This window comes from Polaromonas sp. P4_F9 (assembly GCF_056401235.1).
The window spans coordinates 59,561-72,805 of record NZ_JBFUJT010000032.1 but is presented as its reverse complement, the minus strand read 5'-3'; the positions used below and the strand labels follow the sequence as shown (position 1 = coordinate 72,805).

The 13,245-nt window shown below is 60.7% G+C and carries 15 protein-coding genes and 1 pseudogene; 1 reads left to right on the top strand and 15 read right to left on the bottom strand.

The window, feature by feature from the left end; translation table 11 throughout:
* Positions 1-223: pseudogene (locus AC1DUB_RS22875) on the top strand (IS110 family transposase); the annotation flags it as partial.
* Positions 224-445: 222 nt separating this feature from the next.
* Here the strand turns inward: AC1DUB_RS22875 and AC1DUB_RS22870 are convergent.
* The 15 genes from AC1DUB_RS22870 to AC1DUB_RS22800 all read right to left on the bottom strand — a co-directional run bounded on the left by AC1DUB_RS22870 (position 446) and on the right by AC1DUB_RS22800 (position 13,209).
* Positions 446-1,210, bottom strand: a complete 765-nt coding sequence (locus tag AC1DUB_RS22870; RefSeq protein ID WP_477731462.1) for an enoyl-CoA hydratase — start codon at positions 1,208-1,210, stop codon at positions 446-448.
* A gap of 155 nt (positions 1,211-1,365) precedes the next feature.
* Positions 1,366-2,202 carry an acyl-CoA thioesterase gene (locus AC1DUB_RS22865; RefSeq protein WP_477731460.1) on the bottom strand — a complete coding sequence of 279 codons (837 nt, stop codon included), beginning with the start codon at positions 2,200-2,202 and terminating at the stop codon, positions 1,366-1,368.
* 87 nt (positions 2,203-2,289) lie between these two features.
* The gene (locus tag AC1DUB_RS22860) at positions 2,290-2,673 is read right to left on the bottom strand and encodes a YybH family protein (RefSeq protein WP_477731459.1); all 384 of its coding nucleotides are present in this window, start codon (positions 2,671-2,673) and stop codon (positions 2,290-2,292) included.
* A gap of 312 nt (positions 2,674-2,985) precedes the next feature.
* A complete protein-coding gene (locus AC1DUB_RS22855) occupies positions 2,986-3,396 on the bottom strand; it encodes a cupin domain-containing protein (RefSeq protein WP_477731458.1) in 411 nt (136 codons plus the stop codon).
* Positions 3,397-3,625: 229 nt separating this feature from the next.
* Positions 3,626-4,147, bottom strand: a complete 522-nt coding sequence (locus AC1DUB_RS22850) for a rod shape-determining protein (RefSeq protein WP_477731457.1) — start codon at positions 4,145-4,147, stop codon at positions 3,626-3,628.
* A 34-nt stretch (positions 4,148-4,181) separates the two neighbouring features.
* A complete protein-coding gene (locus tag AC1DUB_RS22845; RefSeq protein WP_477731456.1) occupies positions 4,182-4,727 on the bottom strand; it encodes a DUF4256 domain-containing protein in 546 nt (181 codons plus the stop codon).
* Between the two features lie 84 nt (positions 4,728-4,811).
* Positions 4,812-5,570 (bottom strand): arylamine N-acetyltransferase family protein, encoded by a 759-nt coding sequence (locus AC1DUB_RS22840; RefSeq protein ID WP_477731455.1) that lies wholly within the window; start codon positions 5,568-5,570, stop codon positions 4,812-4,814.
* A 421-nt stretch (positions 5,571-5,991) separates the two neighbouring features.
* On the bottom strand, positions 5,992-6,702 hold the full coding sequence (locus AC1DUB_RS22835) for a hypothetical protein (RefSeq protein WP_477731454.1): 711 nt from the start codon (positions 6,700-6,702) through the stop codon (positions 5,992-5,994).
* Between the two features lie 130 nt (positions 6,703-6,832).
* Positions 6,833-7,450 (bottom strand): hypothetical protein, encoded by a 618-nt coding sequence (locus AC1DUB_RS22830; RefSeq protein ID WP_477731453.1) that lies wholly within the window; start codon positions 7,448-7,450, stop codon positions 6,833-6,835.
* A gap of 51 nt (positions 7,451-7,501) precedes the next feature.
* Complete coding sequence (gene rcsF / locus AC1DUB_RS22825; RefSeq protein WP_477731452.1) at positions 7,502-7,915, bottom strand: Rcs stress response system protein RcsF; 414 nt, start codon at positions 7,913-7,915, stop codon at positions 7,502-7,504.
* A 527-nt stretch (positions 7,916-8,442) separates the two neighbouring features.
* On the bottom strand, positions 8,443-9,510 hold the full coding sequence (locus tag AC1DUB_RS22820; RefSeq protein ID WP_477731451.1) for an ABC transporter substrate-binding protein: 1,068 nt from the start codon (positions 9,508-9,510) through the stop codon (positions 8,443-8,445).
* A 36-nt stretch (positions 9,511-9,546) separates the two neighbouring features.
* Positions 9,547-10,704 carry an NAD(P)/FAD-dependent oxidoreductase gene (locus AC1DUB_RS22815; protein WP_477731450.1) on the bottom strand — a complete coding sequence of 386 codons (1,158 nt, stop codon included), beginning with the start codon at positions 10,702-10,704 and terminating at the stop codon, positions 9,547-9,549.
* Positions 10,701-12,083 carry an FAD/NAD(P)-dependent oxidoreductase gene (locus tag AC1DUB_RS22810; protein WP_477731449.1) on the bottom strand — a complete coding sequence of 461 codons (1,383 nt, stop codon included), beginning with the start codon at positions 12,081-12,083 and terminating at the stop codon, positions 10,701-10,703. Before AC1DUB_RS22810 ends, AC1DUB_RS22815 begins: the two co-directional genes overlap by 4 nt.
* Positions 12,080-12,418 carry a (2Fe-2S)-binding protein gene (locus AC1DUB_RS22805; protein ID WP_477731448.1) on the bottom strand — a complete coding sequence of 113 codons (339 nt, stop codon included), beginning with the start codon at positions 12,416-12,418 and terminating at the stop codon, positions 12,080-12,082. The genes AC1DUB_RS22810 and AC1DUB_RS22805 overlap by 4 nt, the downstream gene beginning before the upstream one ends.
* Positions 12,415-13,209 carry an ABC transporter permease gene (locus AC1DUB_RS22800; protein ID WP_011484829.1) on the bottom strand — a complete coding sequence of 265 codons (795 nt, stop codon included), beginning with the start codon at positions 13,207-13,209 and terminating at the stop codon, positions 12,415-12,417. Before AC1DUB_RS22800 ends, AC1DUB_RS22805 begins: the two co-directional genes overlap by 4 nt.
* Positions 13,210-13,245: the final 36 nt, after the last annotated feature.

Sequence of the window (13,245 nt, the reverse complement as noted above, 5' to 3'; positions counted from 1 at the left end):
CATCTTCGGCGGGCGAAGCGATGTGCGTCGCGTGCTGTATGTGGCCGCCCTGGTGGGTACCCGATTCAATCCAGTACTCAAAGCCTTTTATGCCAAGCTCCTGGCCGCCGGCAAGCCCAAGAAGGTCGCCTTGGTGGCCTGCATGCACAAGCTGCTGGTCATCCTGAACGCCATCGCACGTACCAGGTCGCCCTGGAACAACGCTATTGCAGTAACGAATTAATGTCTTCATTCAAGATGGTTGCTGTTTTAATTTGCGATGTTTTTGATTGCTCACCACCTCATGTCGACAGCGGAGACAGGCCTTTTTTCTGGATACCCCCCGAGCCCGTCCCGCCGCCGCATTCCATTTCTAATTCGAGGCGAGATTAGGCGCACCGCCGCAGACAGTGCTGTAGCACGGCAAGGCGGGGCAACGACATATCGCATTGAAGTAGAAATGGAATCACACTTTTGAGAAGTCCGGCTTGCGTTTCTCCATGAAAGCGCCAAACGCCTCACGCGCGGCCGGCTCGCCGAGCATGCGGCCGAAGCTGTCAGCCTCTTCGGTCATGCGTTCGGCCACGATGCTGGCATGGCCTTTCTTCATCAGGCGTTTGGTTTCCATCAGCGCGCTGAGCGGCTTGGCGGCCAGCTTGAGGGCCTGCCTTTGCGCCAGCGCATTGGCCTCGGCGGGCGGCACGATGCGATTCACCAGGCCAAGCTCCAGCGCGGTTTCCGCCATGAAGGGTTCACCCAACAGCAGGGCCTCGGCCGCACGCGGGTAGCCCATCAGCTGCGGCACCAGAAAACTCGACGCCGCCTCCGGGCACAAGCCCAGATTGACAAAGGGCATGGAAAACGCGGCGTTGTCCCCGGCATACACCAGGTCGCAGTGCAGCAGCAGCGTGGTGCCGATACCGACGGCCGGGCCGCACACCGCGGCCACCAGGGGCTTGGGAAAGCTGCTGATGCCGCGCAGGAAACGAAACACCGGCGCATCGGGCGTGGACGGCGGCTTATTCAAAAAGTCGCCAATGTCGTTGCCCGCCGAGAAAATGGTTTCGTGCCCCTGGATCACGACGGCGCGCACAGCGCTGTCGTGGTGGGCGGCTTCCAGCGCGTCGGCCAGGGCGGCATACATCGCGGCGGTGATGGAGTTTTTCTTGTCCAGGCGGTTCAGCGTGATGGTCATCACGCCCGCTTCGACATGGCTGAGGATTTCGGGAATGGCGCCGGCGGATGTGCTGGAAGATGTGCTGGAAGATGATGAGTTCATGATGATTTCAGGGTTGGGATGCCAGGTGCGGAAAGCCCCATGGCGATGCCGAAAATATAGTCCTGTAGTCTTATAGACCGATCGATGCCGGTCAAGTTTATTCCTTGTTATTCCTTGTAGTACACCATCTGGCTGCTGGTCGCCAGCAGGGCGCCCGCCTGATTCCAGACCTGCACGGTCTGGTCAAAAAAGCCGTTGCGGAAGTTCTGGCCCCGCGCCTGGCCCAGCAAATGCCCCTCGCTTTGCGCCAGCTGCCGGCTGTCTGCATGGAAGTACACCGTGATCGACACCGTGCCGGCCGGTACCCGGGTCGCGCGGCGCAGCCAGACCCGGGGGTAAAACGCATCGGCCATGGCCGTCAGCGCGAAAAAGTCCAGCGGGCGCGGCGGCTCGTCGCGCACCCAGAGCTGCGTCAGGCTGCCCTCTTCACCGCCCTGGTCGCCGCCATCCCAGACCTCTGGAATCATGCCGCGCACCACACGGATGTCGTAGCGGCGGGTCCACTCGGACGAGCCGAACCGCAGCTGAGGCAAGGTATCTGAAAACCCGACAGCGGGCATGAGCGTGTCGTTCGCACTCCAGGTCTCGCGCCGCGCGGCCGTCACCGCCGTCGCCGTCATCACCACCCCCTCCGCGCCCGACGCATCGGCCTGCAGCAGCTCAACCGTCCAGTGCTGCGTCGAGCGGTTGGTGCGCACGGGCGTGGCGGTGATGCTGAACGGCCCTTCAGCCATGGCGCTGGCGTAGTTCACGGTCAGGGCGATCGGCTCGCCCAGCAAGGACGGATGCAGCAAGATCGCCTGCAAAGCCGTCGCCGCGGTGGTGCCGCCAAACGGGCCCACCATGTTCCAGTAGGCCGGGCTGCTGGCACCCAGCCAGGTGTTGGGCCGGTCACTGCCGGCAGCTTCAAGCCGAAGGGCCTGGTCAAAAGGGTGTTTATTCATGACCCAATAGTGTGAAGCAGGAAATTGGCGAAGGCAGTCGTCTGCGCGACGCCGGGCTGCGCCTTTTCGTGATTTGAGGCCGGATGGTCAACCCAGGACGCCAGCGCCCCAGGGGTTATCGATCACGAAGAGCCACTTGCCATCGGCCTGTCTGCGCAATACGTCTGAGGTCACGCCGTCCATGCGCGCTGGCGCGCCGTCAGGACCCGTCCCGTTGAGCGTCCATCGCACTACCGAGAGCGCGATGTCATCGGCTGCTACCAACGTTTTCTTTTCAGGGATCAAGGTCGGCTTCATCGCGAGAAACCCGTTCAGCGCTTCACGTATGGCCGCGTGCCCCTCGGCTATCTGACCTGGCTGTGCCACCAGGGTTGCCTTTGGCTCGTAGAGGGCAACGACGGTATCAATATCCCCGCGGTTGAATGCATCAAAGAATGCCTGGACTGCTTCTTCCGGTTTGTTGGTGAACATTTCGCCTCCAGCGTTTTGATGGTGCCTCAGGAATGTTGACGTGGTCTTGGCGGGCACCTTTACCAATTTCTCGCGTACCTGATTTTGGCTATTCAACGAATGAAAGGGACCTCACCCACGCAGAAGAGCACCACGCCGAAGAGCAGAACGAGTAGGAGCTTGGCGACGGCTTTCATGGGCTCTAACATCTTGTTGAGCGGCGTGCCGCTACGATCGTTCGATTTGGCGCGGCGCTTCCGGCGCGTCCGCTCAAACTAAAGCTAGATGATCACACCTCATCGCTCGCCACCCAAACGCTCAGCAAGGTTCTGGTTAGTGTATGGGGTCAAGGAACGGTGTGTCTGGATCGCTCACGTAAAAAATCATTACCCGCAACGGCTCGGTACTGCTGCGGTTGTAACCCGTCATTTTCACCTGAGGCGGTTCCACCATCGCTTGACCGGCTTTCATTGTGACTGGCGCGCGCCCCTCCATCTCCAATGTAAATGTGCCTTCCAGGATGTAGACGGTTACGGGGAACCGGTGTGTATGGAACGGAGTCTTGTCGCCAGGCTTGAGGGTTGCCGTGAGGACGCGCACCTCCTGCCTCTCGCCCTTAGGCATGCCTTGCACGATTTCTCTCAGGAGCAAATCGGGCTTTGCGACACCGGGATCCTGCGCCATCGACGGCAAACTAATTACCAAAGCCAAGAATGCGAGACTGAAGCTTACCAACTTGTTCATCTGTATTCTCCTTCCTTGAAACTGAGTCATCTAACGAGGCTGTATAAAAACCTGATTCCATCACGCAAGTGCACGAGCGCCTTGACTCGAGGGGTGTGGTTTCTTGATTTTGCGAACATGGGTCAAGTTTGCCGCATTTCAGCCCTGATGGCCATGCAAGCGTTTCTTTCGCGCTTCTGAACCGGCCGTCACCTACTTACTGCGCAAACCCCGGCCTTGGCCAGCTTATTCATGAAAGCAGTTGCCCCCCACTTGGAAAGTCCCTGGCAAGGAGCTCCTGATCCGTGAGGCTGCGGCCTTGCCACACGACCGCCTCCGACGCGCCCGCGCCGAGCGCCATTTCATGAAGCGCGCGAATTTCAACTTGCGTGAAACCACCCGCCGGGTCGCCCTGCGGATGCAGCACCACCCTTGGAGCCGGAGCGAATATTGAGTTCGTCCGAAGCCGCCGCAGAAAGGCCTTGAGCAATTGTTCACCGACTGTGAAATCCGACACCAGCGAGCGGGGATGCGCAAAAGGATTGACCACCTCCACCGACAAAGACTGCCGGCTGCGTGCTTCCGCACCAACGCCAACTATCTTGGGCTTGGCACCTTGCGCAATGGCAAGCTCGGGCAATTCCGAAATCGTTTCTCCAGTCTTCGCATTCCTGACCGTCAGGCGCTCCGGTGAGACCTGGATATAGATGGTGGGTTTGAAGGCTGAGAGCATGGTGGGCAAGGGTTTAAGACTTGAGATGAAAGATAACAAACTACGGTGGCACCGGCGCTGCGTTGCACAAGATTCAGACTCGAAGTGACCCGCGGAAGCCTCTGGCAGCGTAGTACGACTGCGCGCCGTTGTGATAAACGAACACCTTGCCATAGCGTCGATCACAGAAGATGGCTCCACCGAGTGCTCTAACGTCAGACGGCGTCTTGATCCAGCTGGAAGTCTTCGTATCAAAGTCACCGAGCTTCTGCAACTCTCGGTACCGCTCCTCCGTCAGAAGGTTAATGCCCATCGCGGCGGCCATTTCGACTGCGCTGTTCTCTGGCTTGTTCTCTTTCCGGGACTCACGCGCTTCAACGTCGTAGCAGGTACTTCTGCGTCCTGTGGGACTTTCTGGGGAGCAGTCGCAGAAGGTGAAGTGACCGGACTCTTTGTCCTGACCAATGACGTCCGGTTCACCACCCGTGGCTTCCATTCCTTGTAGCGACCTAAGTGCATCAGGATTGCCTTCGAGCTTGGCCTGTACTTCTGCCCATGCGATTCCGACATGTCGGTGCATGTTCTTCTCGAAGCGAGCCTTCAGTACCTGRAGCAGATCATCGCGTTCTTGTGCTTTCATGGTCTTCTCAGTGTTTTCACGATCGATTGCTGATCAGTGGTATTGCTTGTTAAGCGCAGCGTAAATACAAAGAGTCTCACAGCATTAGCTTGTCATTCCAATGCCAAAATGCTCTCGCAGTATGTCTGCGTACTCATCTTGACTCGTTAAGATTCGCTCTTGCCGTTCGCCATTCTTAGACGTTGTGATAAAACGCATTCCGCTCAGAGTAATGCGCCCTTCCTCGGTCACCCGCGAGCAGATGCGTGCTCTGGTGAAATTCGACTGCGGAGAAGTCTGGTGGTAGCGACACATCCCGGCATAGTCGGCATACTCATGGGGCTGTAAGGTAAAGCGATACTGAGCCTTCCATTCTTCCCCACTATCACGCCGCGCCAGAATCAAGTGAGCACCATCCTCAAGAATGCGGTAGGTGCGTTCTCCCTCCACTTGCTCGCCCCGGTCATCAAGCAGCAGCGGCTCAAGGAACGAATCCCCAAAGCCCACGTCCACAAGCCAACGCCGATCTAACGAAACCATCAGCGCCATGTGGTCGAAGTCCGGGCCGAACCCGCCTTCTGCTTTCGCAACTCCGGCTGACAGCATAGCCACATCAAAGCCCAGTCCACGCAATAAGGCGGCAAACAGACCGTTGGCCTCATAGCAGAAGCCGCCGCGTCTACGCTCAACGATCTTGGTAAACAGAGCTTCATCCTCAAGAACAATCGGCTCTTTGGCATGAATACTTAGATTCTCAAAAGGCACAGCCAACAGATGCGCGACTTGCAACTCGCGCAAGGTCTCAGCAGTAGGCGCAAGCGAGCCACGATAGTTGATGCGTTCGAGGTAAGCCTTGGTGTTCAACTAAATCTCTCCACTAACGAGTAAAACTCGTAAGCGCCTAACGAGGCTGTATATAAACCCGTTTTTCAAGCGGCCGAGCACACGCGCGCAAGCCTTGATGATTCACGGTGGGGTATTTTTCAGATATGCCCGAAGTGTGCCGGATTTTTGGCCTCTGCCAGGTGTTGGGCCGGTCACTGCCGGCGGCTTCAAGCCGAAGGGCCTGGTCAAAAGGGTGTTTATTCATAACCCAATAGTGTGAAGCAGGAAACTTACGAAGGCAGTCGTCTTCGCGACGCCGGGCTTCGCTTTTTTGTTATTGATGCACGACTGCGTGCCCAGCCAATGGCAGCTTCACTTCACGCCAGCGCAGAAAAACCGTCACCAAGGAAAAATTTGTCGCACCCGATACTTGACTACGTGAGAAGTCCCAGTAAAAGGGTTAGGTTCCCCTCTCGTTGATGAACTGAGCGGTGTGCTCATATTTGGACTGAACCTTTGGCGGCAAAGAAGCATACGGGCCAAAGTACTGTGCGAATCCTTCGTAGATTTGCTCCGCGGTAACCGGAAGCGGTGCACTGATGTTGTTGCGCATGATCGCCGGCCAGTTGATGGCATACCCGTCGCGAGTACCTCCTTCGACGGGAATGTTGCTCGGTACAACAACGTCAGAACTGCCGGATTGGAACTTGCACTCGACCGCCCTCCGATAGACCTCTTCCGACGCGACGATACCAATCCATTGGGCATCTTCTCCGAGATGGTAGGCCTCGATGAGGGCAGGCCCGGCATACATGGACTCTTCGAGGTTGAAGAAGAATGTTCCTACGGCGATGCCAGCCCGGATGGGAACGCACAGATGAAGGGCCTTGTTCAAAAGCTCAGTCGTCATGATCACGATCAGGCGCAGGTCGGTCAGGCTGTTTCCCTTGCTGAACAAAACGATGGTGTCCGAGAACGTAACCGCGTGAACTTGGCTGGGCGCGGCGACCCTCTCGGCGGTGTCGAGAAACGTGATCTCGGTTTGGTGAACGTCGTTGCGCGCTTCTACCAGTGAGGAAAGTAGGCGCCAAGCAAGCTCCGCGTCCTTCGCGACAAGCGCGGACATACCGAGAACATCGATATGCGCGACGAACCGTTGATGTTGCAGCATTTAGGAAATGCCCTTGTAGTTTGAGCTAAGCGACACGCGCCGGCATGCCGCGCATGGCCAAAAATGAAATGAAGGCCATGTGCGGCATGTCCGCGTGAGCGACTGGTTGGGCGTCACCTGCTACTGGCCTCTACGAGTATTTGACTCTTACCCATTCTCGGAGCCATATGGTTCCGTCCTTGAGCTCAATGCACTGGATTCGTACGAGGCGATCAATGATCGATATGAATTGACCTTGCGTGAGTGCAGGCAAGGAGTAGCTGGCGCGAAGCTCGTTTGTCTTCTTGAAGCCTTCATCTTCGATAATCCTGTTCTCTGCGTTTCGGTTCCTCCAAAGTGCCAATACTGTGATTGCTTCGGCATCATTGAACTCTTCAACGCTCCCGCGCCAGATCTTGTTCCAGACGTACAACCCCGCAAGAACAGCCGACCAAGCTGGTGCTATGGGAAGAGTGGCCGCGCCGAGGCCCGCGAGGGATACATCAGGAACTATGTCGATGAGCTTTCGCCAGTTCAGGACAATATTGCCGGGCTTGCGCGACTCTGCCTTAGGAGAACTATAGAGGGATTCGATAGTAATGAGCCCGATCGATATCTCCGGCTCTTCGGGAGGTGTGACGCGCGAGAACGCTTCGACAGTTGCCCTGATGTTTGCATCCGACAGGTTTGCCTGTACCGTCCGCGCCTGTTCGGCAGCTCGTTCTATTGCTGCGCGTTTGGCTGCGGCGGCGCGCTCGTCATATTCCATAGTCGCTGGAGGCTGGAGCGCCCTGCTGGGCAGCATTTTCAGATTCACCGCTCATTGTGCCTTTGGTTGGGAGAGCAGCGATTTATCAGGAACAAGAATGGCATCTCCTACACAAACCATTGTCTGCCAGCAATTTCGCCCCCAATCAACTTCCCGCTTGTCTTCACAGACCATGTTCGTTACTGCGTCAGCTCCCAGCTTAGTTGCTCGAATGCGAGCGCCTTGCATAGCCTCTTCCATGCTGGGTGAACCGCTAGCGTAAAGATTGCGTTTGCAGGCGATTCCTTCGACGCTTCCGAGTATCTGATAGCTCTCTCTGGGGATGGCACCCGCTTTGAGAACTACCATCTCGGCGACCCTTTGCCGTTCAGCGGAGGTAAGGGAAGAAACTGACGGGTTCGATGCACAACCCATCAGAGATGCGAGTGCGCACGTACCGAGCAGACTTGAGATTCTCTTGGTCATTGTTATATCTCCGCAAAACTGCCGAATAACATGGCGTACCAAATTCGAAAAAAAGCTGTTGTCATAGGGTTACGCCAGTCTGCCGTATTCATGTACAGGCATAACGATTCTGGCAAGGTCGCCGTCCCTGTTTTTCAAGCCCCCCGACTGTTTGACCAGTGCGCGAGCGGGTTCGTTTTCTTCACTATAGCCTGCAAACCAAAAAATCTTATCTGTACCGGGCGCGCTTTTTTTCTCCGCTTGCCTGGTCGGGGCGGCACGATGCGGCATCCGCGCAAGATGGAGCAGGTCGAGGTGGAAGCTTTTCTGATCGTTGGCACGACTCCCGCTGAAGCCCTTCGGCTAAAGCGCGAGAGTGCAACGACAACTTGCTCTACTTTTAGTAGCGCACCATGCCTATTGATATTTGGCTCAACGCCAATTCATTTCCATCAAAACGCCAACCAGGCGCAGCTGGCAGAAAAGGCGCGAACTCCCCCCGCTCTCACCCGCCAGTCACACACTCGCCGAATCAGCAGATCACCAACTCAACGCTCAACCGTCTTGTTCCACCGCGCATTCCAAGCAGGGCGGTTTTCGTTGATCACGTCCCAGTCGACCGTGACGGCGGTCTTCATATAGTCGTTCATCTGCTTGACCAGCGCGGCGGCGGTGCCTGAAGCCTTGGTTTTGGGGTTGGACGGAATCTGGTCGCCGTGTTCGAGTGCGGCGGCTTGCGCTTCAGGTGACAACAGATACTGGGCCAGCTTGTGGGCCAGTGCGGGCTCGCTGTTCCTGGCGATCACGCACTCGCCCACGGTGAGCACGGCTGAGCCTTCCTTTGGCTGCACGTACTCGACCGGCAGGCCCTTGTCTTTCAGCACGCCGACGGCCGTGGGCGTCAGCGGGAACATGGCGGCCTCGCCGGTTTGCACCATCTCGGCGAGCTTGGCCGAGCTGGGGATGTACTCGAGCACGTTGGGGCCAATGGTGGTGGGCCAGGCCTTGAAGCCGGGCTCGACGTTCTTGTCGGTGCCGCCCTGGATGCGGTTAAACAGCAGGAAGCCGTGCAGGCCGAAGGTGGAAGACGACAGCGACTGGAACACGACCTTGCCCTTGAACTTGGGGTCGGCCAGGTCCATCCACGAGGTGGGCGGAGCCCAGCCTTTTTCGGTGAACATCTTCTTGTTGTAGGCCAGGCCGGTCATGCCGACGTTGACGCCGGCGGCCATGTCGCCCTTGAAACGGGCGGTGGGGAACAGGTCATTGAGCGCCGGGCTGGACTGCATCTTCTCGCACAGGCCCATGCCGATGGCACGGTACATGATGCCGTCGTCGAGGAACATGACGTGCATCTGCGGGTTGTCTTTATTGGCTTGCGCCTTGGCCAGAATGTCTGACGAGGTGCCGGGCACCACCACGACCTTGACGTTGTTGGCTTTCTCGAAAGCGCCGAACACATGGCCGGTGTAGGTTTTCTCCATCGTGCCGCCGTTCATGCCGATGTACAGCGTTTTGGTTTGCGCCATGGCCAGGCCGGCAGACAGGCTGGCGGCCGCAACGGCCAGGGACACCGCGGTGGCGCGGGCGGACGGGAAACGTGAGGGCAGCTTCATGGGGTTCTCCTGGAAACAAGGTTAAACATCGAGGGGTTAGACAACGGCGGAAGGAACAGGCCCGGTGGTTGCCACACGCGGGCTTTCGGAAAAGCGCGAAACAGAAAATGCCTCAATCGGTGTGGCGGTCCGGCCGTCACGCACCAGGTCGGCCAGCACGGCGCCGACCGCGGGGCCCAACTGGAAGCCACCACCGGCAAAACCGAATGCATGAATCAGGCCGGGTGTGGTGGCGCTGGGGCCCAGCACCGGCTGGCGGTCGGGCAGGTAGCCTTCGGTGCCGCTCCAGGTGCGGATGATGTGGGCGTTGCGCAGGGCCGGCAGCAAGTCGATGGTCTGCTGCATCAGGGCGGCAATGCCGCTGCGCTGGGCGCGGGCGCGCTGGTCGTCCAGCGCATAACCCCGGCCGCCGCCAATGACGCAATTGCCGCGCGCCACCTGCCGCGCATAGACGCCGCCGCCTTCCACGCCCAGGCTGAAGTTCAGGAACGCCGGCAGGGGTTCGGTCACCGCCATCTCGGGGTGGCCCGACTCCATGGGTACCGCATCGCCAAACTGCGCCGCGATGGTGCCGGCCCAGGCGCCCGCGCAGTTGAGCAAATGCCTGGCGCGCACTTCCAGCGCATTGCCCGAGCGCAGCACAAACGCCGTGCCGTCGTGTGCCGCTTCATCGATGCGTGTCTGCTCGCGCACATCCGCGCCCAGCCGCCGCGCGGCCAGCGCAAAGGCCGGCGACACCAGGCGCGGGTTGGCCTGCCCGTCATCCGGGCACAGCGACGCGCCCACGGCCGCCCGGCCCAGCCAGGGGCAGCGCTCGCGCAGGGCCCGCGCCGAAAGGATTTGCAGGTCCATGCCGAAGCCCTGCGTGCGCTCGCGGTAGCTTTCCAGCGCGGCCAGTTCGGCTTCGCTGCGTGCAATTTTGAGGTGGCCGGAGCGCAGGTATTCGCCGTCGATGCCGATGAGTTGCGGCAACTGCGCCCACAGGCCCTGCGCGCGTTGCGACAGCGGCAACTGGCTGGCTGGCCGCCCCTGGCGCCGCACGCCGCCATAGTTCACGCCGCTGGAGCGGGAGCCGCAGAGGTCGCGCTCCAGCAGGACCACCGACAGGCCCATGCGCCGCAGGAACAGCGCGGCCGAGGAGCCCATGATGCCGCCGCCAATGATGGCGACGTCGGCAGAGATGCGTTCCATCATGCGGCCTCCCCGTTCACCCGGGCCATCGCCGCAAACGGCAGCGGCTTGATGGGCGCCTGGCCGCGCAGCCGGCCCACCGCATCGGGTGCGGCAGCGCAGGCCTGCGCCAGGATTTCCGCCGCCGCCACGCCGCAGGTGCGGCCTTGGCAGCGCCCCATGCCCACGCGCGTCAGCGCCTTGAGGCGGTTCATCTCGCGTGCGCCGGTGTCGTGGGCGCATTGGCGCAATTCACCCGCGGTGATTTCTTCGCAGCGGCAAATCACCAGCTCGTCAGGTGCGCTGGCGGCCCAGTCTTGCGGGAAGGGGAAGGCGCGCTCCAGCCCGACGCGAAAGGCCGCCGTGCGCGCCAGCTTCGCTTCCAGTTCAGAGGCGCGTGCGGCGTCCACGGCCTTGCCGGCATCGGCCAGCAGCGCCTGCGCCGCCCGCTCGCCTGCCCACTCGGCCGCGTCGGCGCCCATGATGCCGGCCCCATCGCCCGCGAGGTACACGCCCGGCACGCTGGAGCGCCCTGCCCCGTCGCGTTCGGGCAGCGCGGCGCGCTGCAATGCGTTGTAGCTGAAACGGCAGCCCAGCAGGTCGGCCAGCTGGGTTTCGGAGCGCAGCGCATAGCCAAAGGCCACGGCATCGCAGGCCACTTCGCGCTCGGTGGCGCCAGCGCGCCAGCGCATGGCCGTGACTTGCGCCTCGCCCGTGGCGCGCACCAGCCGCACGCCCTGGTGCACCGGCACGCCGTGCGCGCGCAACCAGCCCAGGTAATACACGCCCTTGGCAAACACGGCGGCCTGGCGCAGCATGGCCGGTGCCGCCAGCGCCTTGTCTTTGAAACTGGCGGTGTCCAGCACGGCAACCACCTTGGCGCCTGCTTTCGCATACTGGTAGGCCACCAGATAAAGCAGGGGCCCGGTGCCGGCGATGACCACGCGCGCACCGATGGCGCAGCCCTGGTACTTCAGCGCCACCTGCGCGGCGCCCAGGGTGTAGACGCCGGGCAATGTCCAGCCGGGAAACGGCAACACGCGATCGGTCGCGCCGGTGGCCACGATCAGCTGGCCATAGGGCAGCGTGCCCATGCGGCCGCGGCAAAGCAAATCAAGCCGGCCACCTTCGGCGCTCCAGACCAGCGTCTCGGGCCGGTAGTCGACGCGGTCCAGAATGTTGGCCATGGCGCTGTGCAGCGCCTCGGCACGGCCGGCTTCAAAGCCATACAGCGTGCGTTTGGAGCGGGTGAAGCCGGGCGGCGGCTGGCGGTAAATCTGCCCACCCCAGCGCGGTGCTTCGTCAATGACCACCGGCCGCACGCCGTGCGCGACCAGCGTTTGCGCCGCGCGCACGCCGGCCGGGCCGGCCCCCACAATGACGGGTTGCAGGGCTTTTGTCATTCGTGCCCCTCCACGCCGGTGACCAGGCGCATGCCCTCTTCAATGAACGTGCCGCAGGCGCGCAGGCGCTGGCCCGACTCGGTGGTGATCCAGCAGTCCTGGCAGGCGCCCATCATGCAAAAACCGGCGCGCGGCTCGCCGCTGAATTCGCTGTGGCGCAGCTGCGCCGTGTGGGTGAGCACCGCGGTCAGCACGGTGTCGCCGGCCAGGGCGATCCGTGCCTGGCCGTTGAGCACAAAGCCCACCGGGGTACGGCCGGTTTCGGCCACACGTTGAAGAAGAGCCACGGTGTTTCCTGGGGAACGGGGTGTTTCAGTTTCAGTGGGCAGGGTCATTTGTGCCCCACCAGAATCTTGTCGAGGCCGTACACGCGGTCCAGCACCAGCATGGCGACGGCCGTCAGCGCCACCATGAGCGCCGAGACCGCCGCCATCAGCGGGTCAATCGACTCGGTCGCATACATGTACATGCGCACCGGCAGCGTCACGGTGGAGGGCGCGGTGACGAAGATCGACATGGTCACTTCGTCAAAGCTGTTGATGAAGGCGAGCAGCCAGCCGCCCGTCACGCCGGGCAAAATCATCGGCAGCGTGATGCGCCGGAACACCGTGGCCTGGCTGGCGCCCAGCGACAGGGCGGCCTGCTCCGCGCTGCGGTCGCCGCCCTCGACTGACGCCAGCACCAGGCGCAGCGCATACGGCGTGATGACGACCACGTGGGCCAGCGCCAGCCAGAAGAAGCTGCCGGTGGCGCCAATCAGCGAAAAGGTGCGCAGCAGCGCCACGCCCAGCACCAGGTGCGGAATGATCAGTGGCGAGAGAAACAGGCCGTTGAGGAAATCGCGCCCCGGGAAGCTGTGGCGCGCAATGGCCAGCCCCGCCGGCACGGCCAGCACCGTGGCCAGCGTGGCCGACAGGAAGGCCAGCCACAGGCTGTTCTTGAAGGACTGCACAAAGTCGGCATGGGCAAACACCGCCTTGAACCAGCGCAGCGAAAAATGCGTGGTCGGAATGGTCAGCGTGTTCTCGGGCGTGAAGGCCACCACGCAAACGATGACGAGCGGCGCCATCATGAAAGCGATGACGAGGGCGTTGAAGATGAGTGCGATGGGACCGTTTTTTGACATGGTGTGTAGCCTTGTTATTCCATGTTTACTTCAATG

What these genes read in the sequence shown, in the direction of transcription:
- AC1DUB_RS22865 (WP_477731460.1), bottom strand. Translation starts at nt 2,202, where the DNA reads ATGAATAAACACCCTTTTGACCAGGCCCTTCGGCTTGAAGCTGCCGGC.
- AC1DUB_RS22860 (WP_477731459.1), bottom strand. Translation starts at nt 2,673, where the DNA reads ATGTTCACCAACAAACCGGAAGAAGCAGTCCAGGCATTCTTTGATGCA.
- AC1DUB_RS22855 (WP_477731458.1), bottom strand. Translation starts at nt 3,396, where the DNA reads ATGAACAAGTTGGTAAGCTTCAGTCTCGCATTCTTGGCTTTGGTAATT.
- AC1DUB_RS22835 (WP_477731454.1), bottom strand. Translation starts at nt 6,702, where the DNA reads ATGCTGCAACATCAACGGTTCGTCGCGCATATCGATGTTCTCGGTATG.
- AC1DUB_RS22830 (WP_477731453.1), bottom strand. Translation starts at nt 7,450, where the DNA reads ATGGAATATGACGAGCGCGCCGCCGCAGCCAAACGCGCAGCAATAGAA.
- rcsF (WP_477731452.1), bottom strand. Translation starts at nt 7,915, where the DNA reads ATGACCAAGAGAATCTCAAGTCTGCTCGGTACGTGCGCACTCGCATCT.
- AC1DUB_RS22820 (WP_477731451.1), bottom strand. Translation starts at nt 9,510, where the DNA reads ATGAAGCTGCCCTCACGTTTCCCGTCCGCCCGCGCCACCGCGGTGTCC.
- AC1DUB_RS22815 (WP_477731450.1), bottom strand. Translation starts at nt 10,704, where the DNA reads ATGATGGAACGCATCTCTGCCGACGTCGCCATCATTGGCGGCGGCATC.
- AC1DUB_RS22810 (WP_477731449.1), bottom strand. Translation starts at nt 12,083, where the DNA reads ATGACAAAAGCCCTGCAACCCGTCATTGTGGGGGCCGGCCCGGCCGGC.
- AC1DUB_RS22805 (WP_477731448.1), bottom strand. Translation starts at nt 12,418, where the DNA reads ATGACCCTGCCCACTGAAACTGAAACACCCCGTTCCCCAGGAAACACC.
- AC1DUB_RS22800 (WP_011484829.1), bottom strand. Translation starts at nt 13,209, where the DNA reads ATGTCAAAAAACGGTCCCATCGCACTCATCTTCAACGCCCTCGTCATC.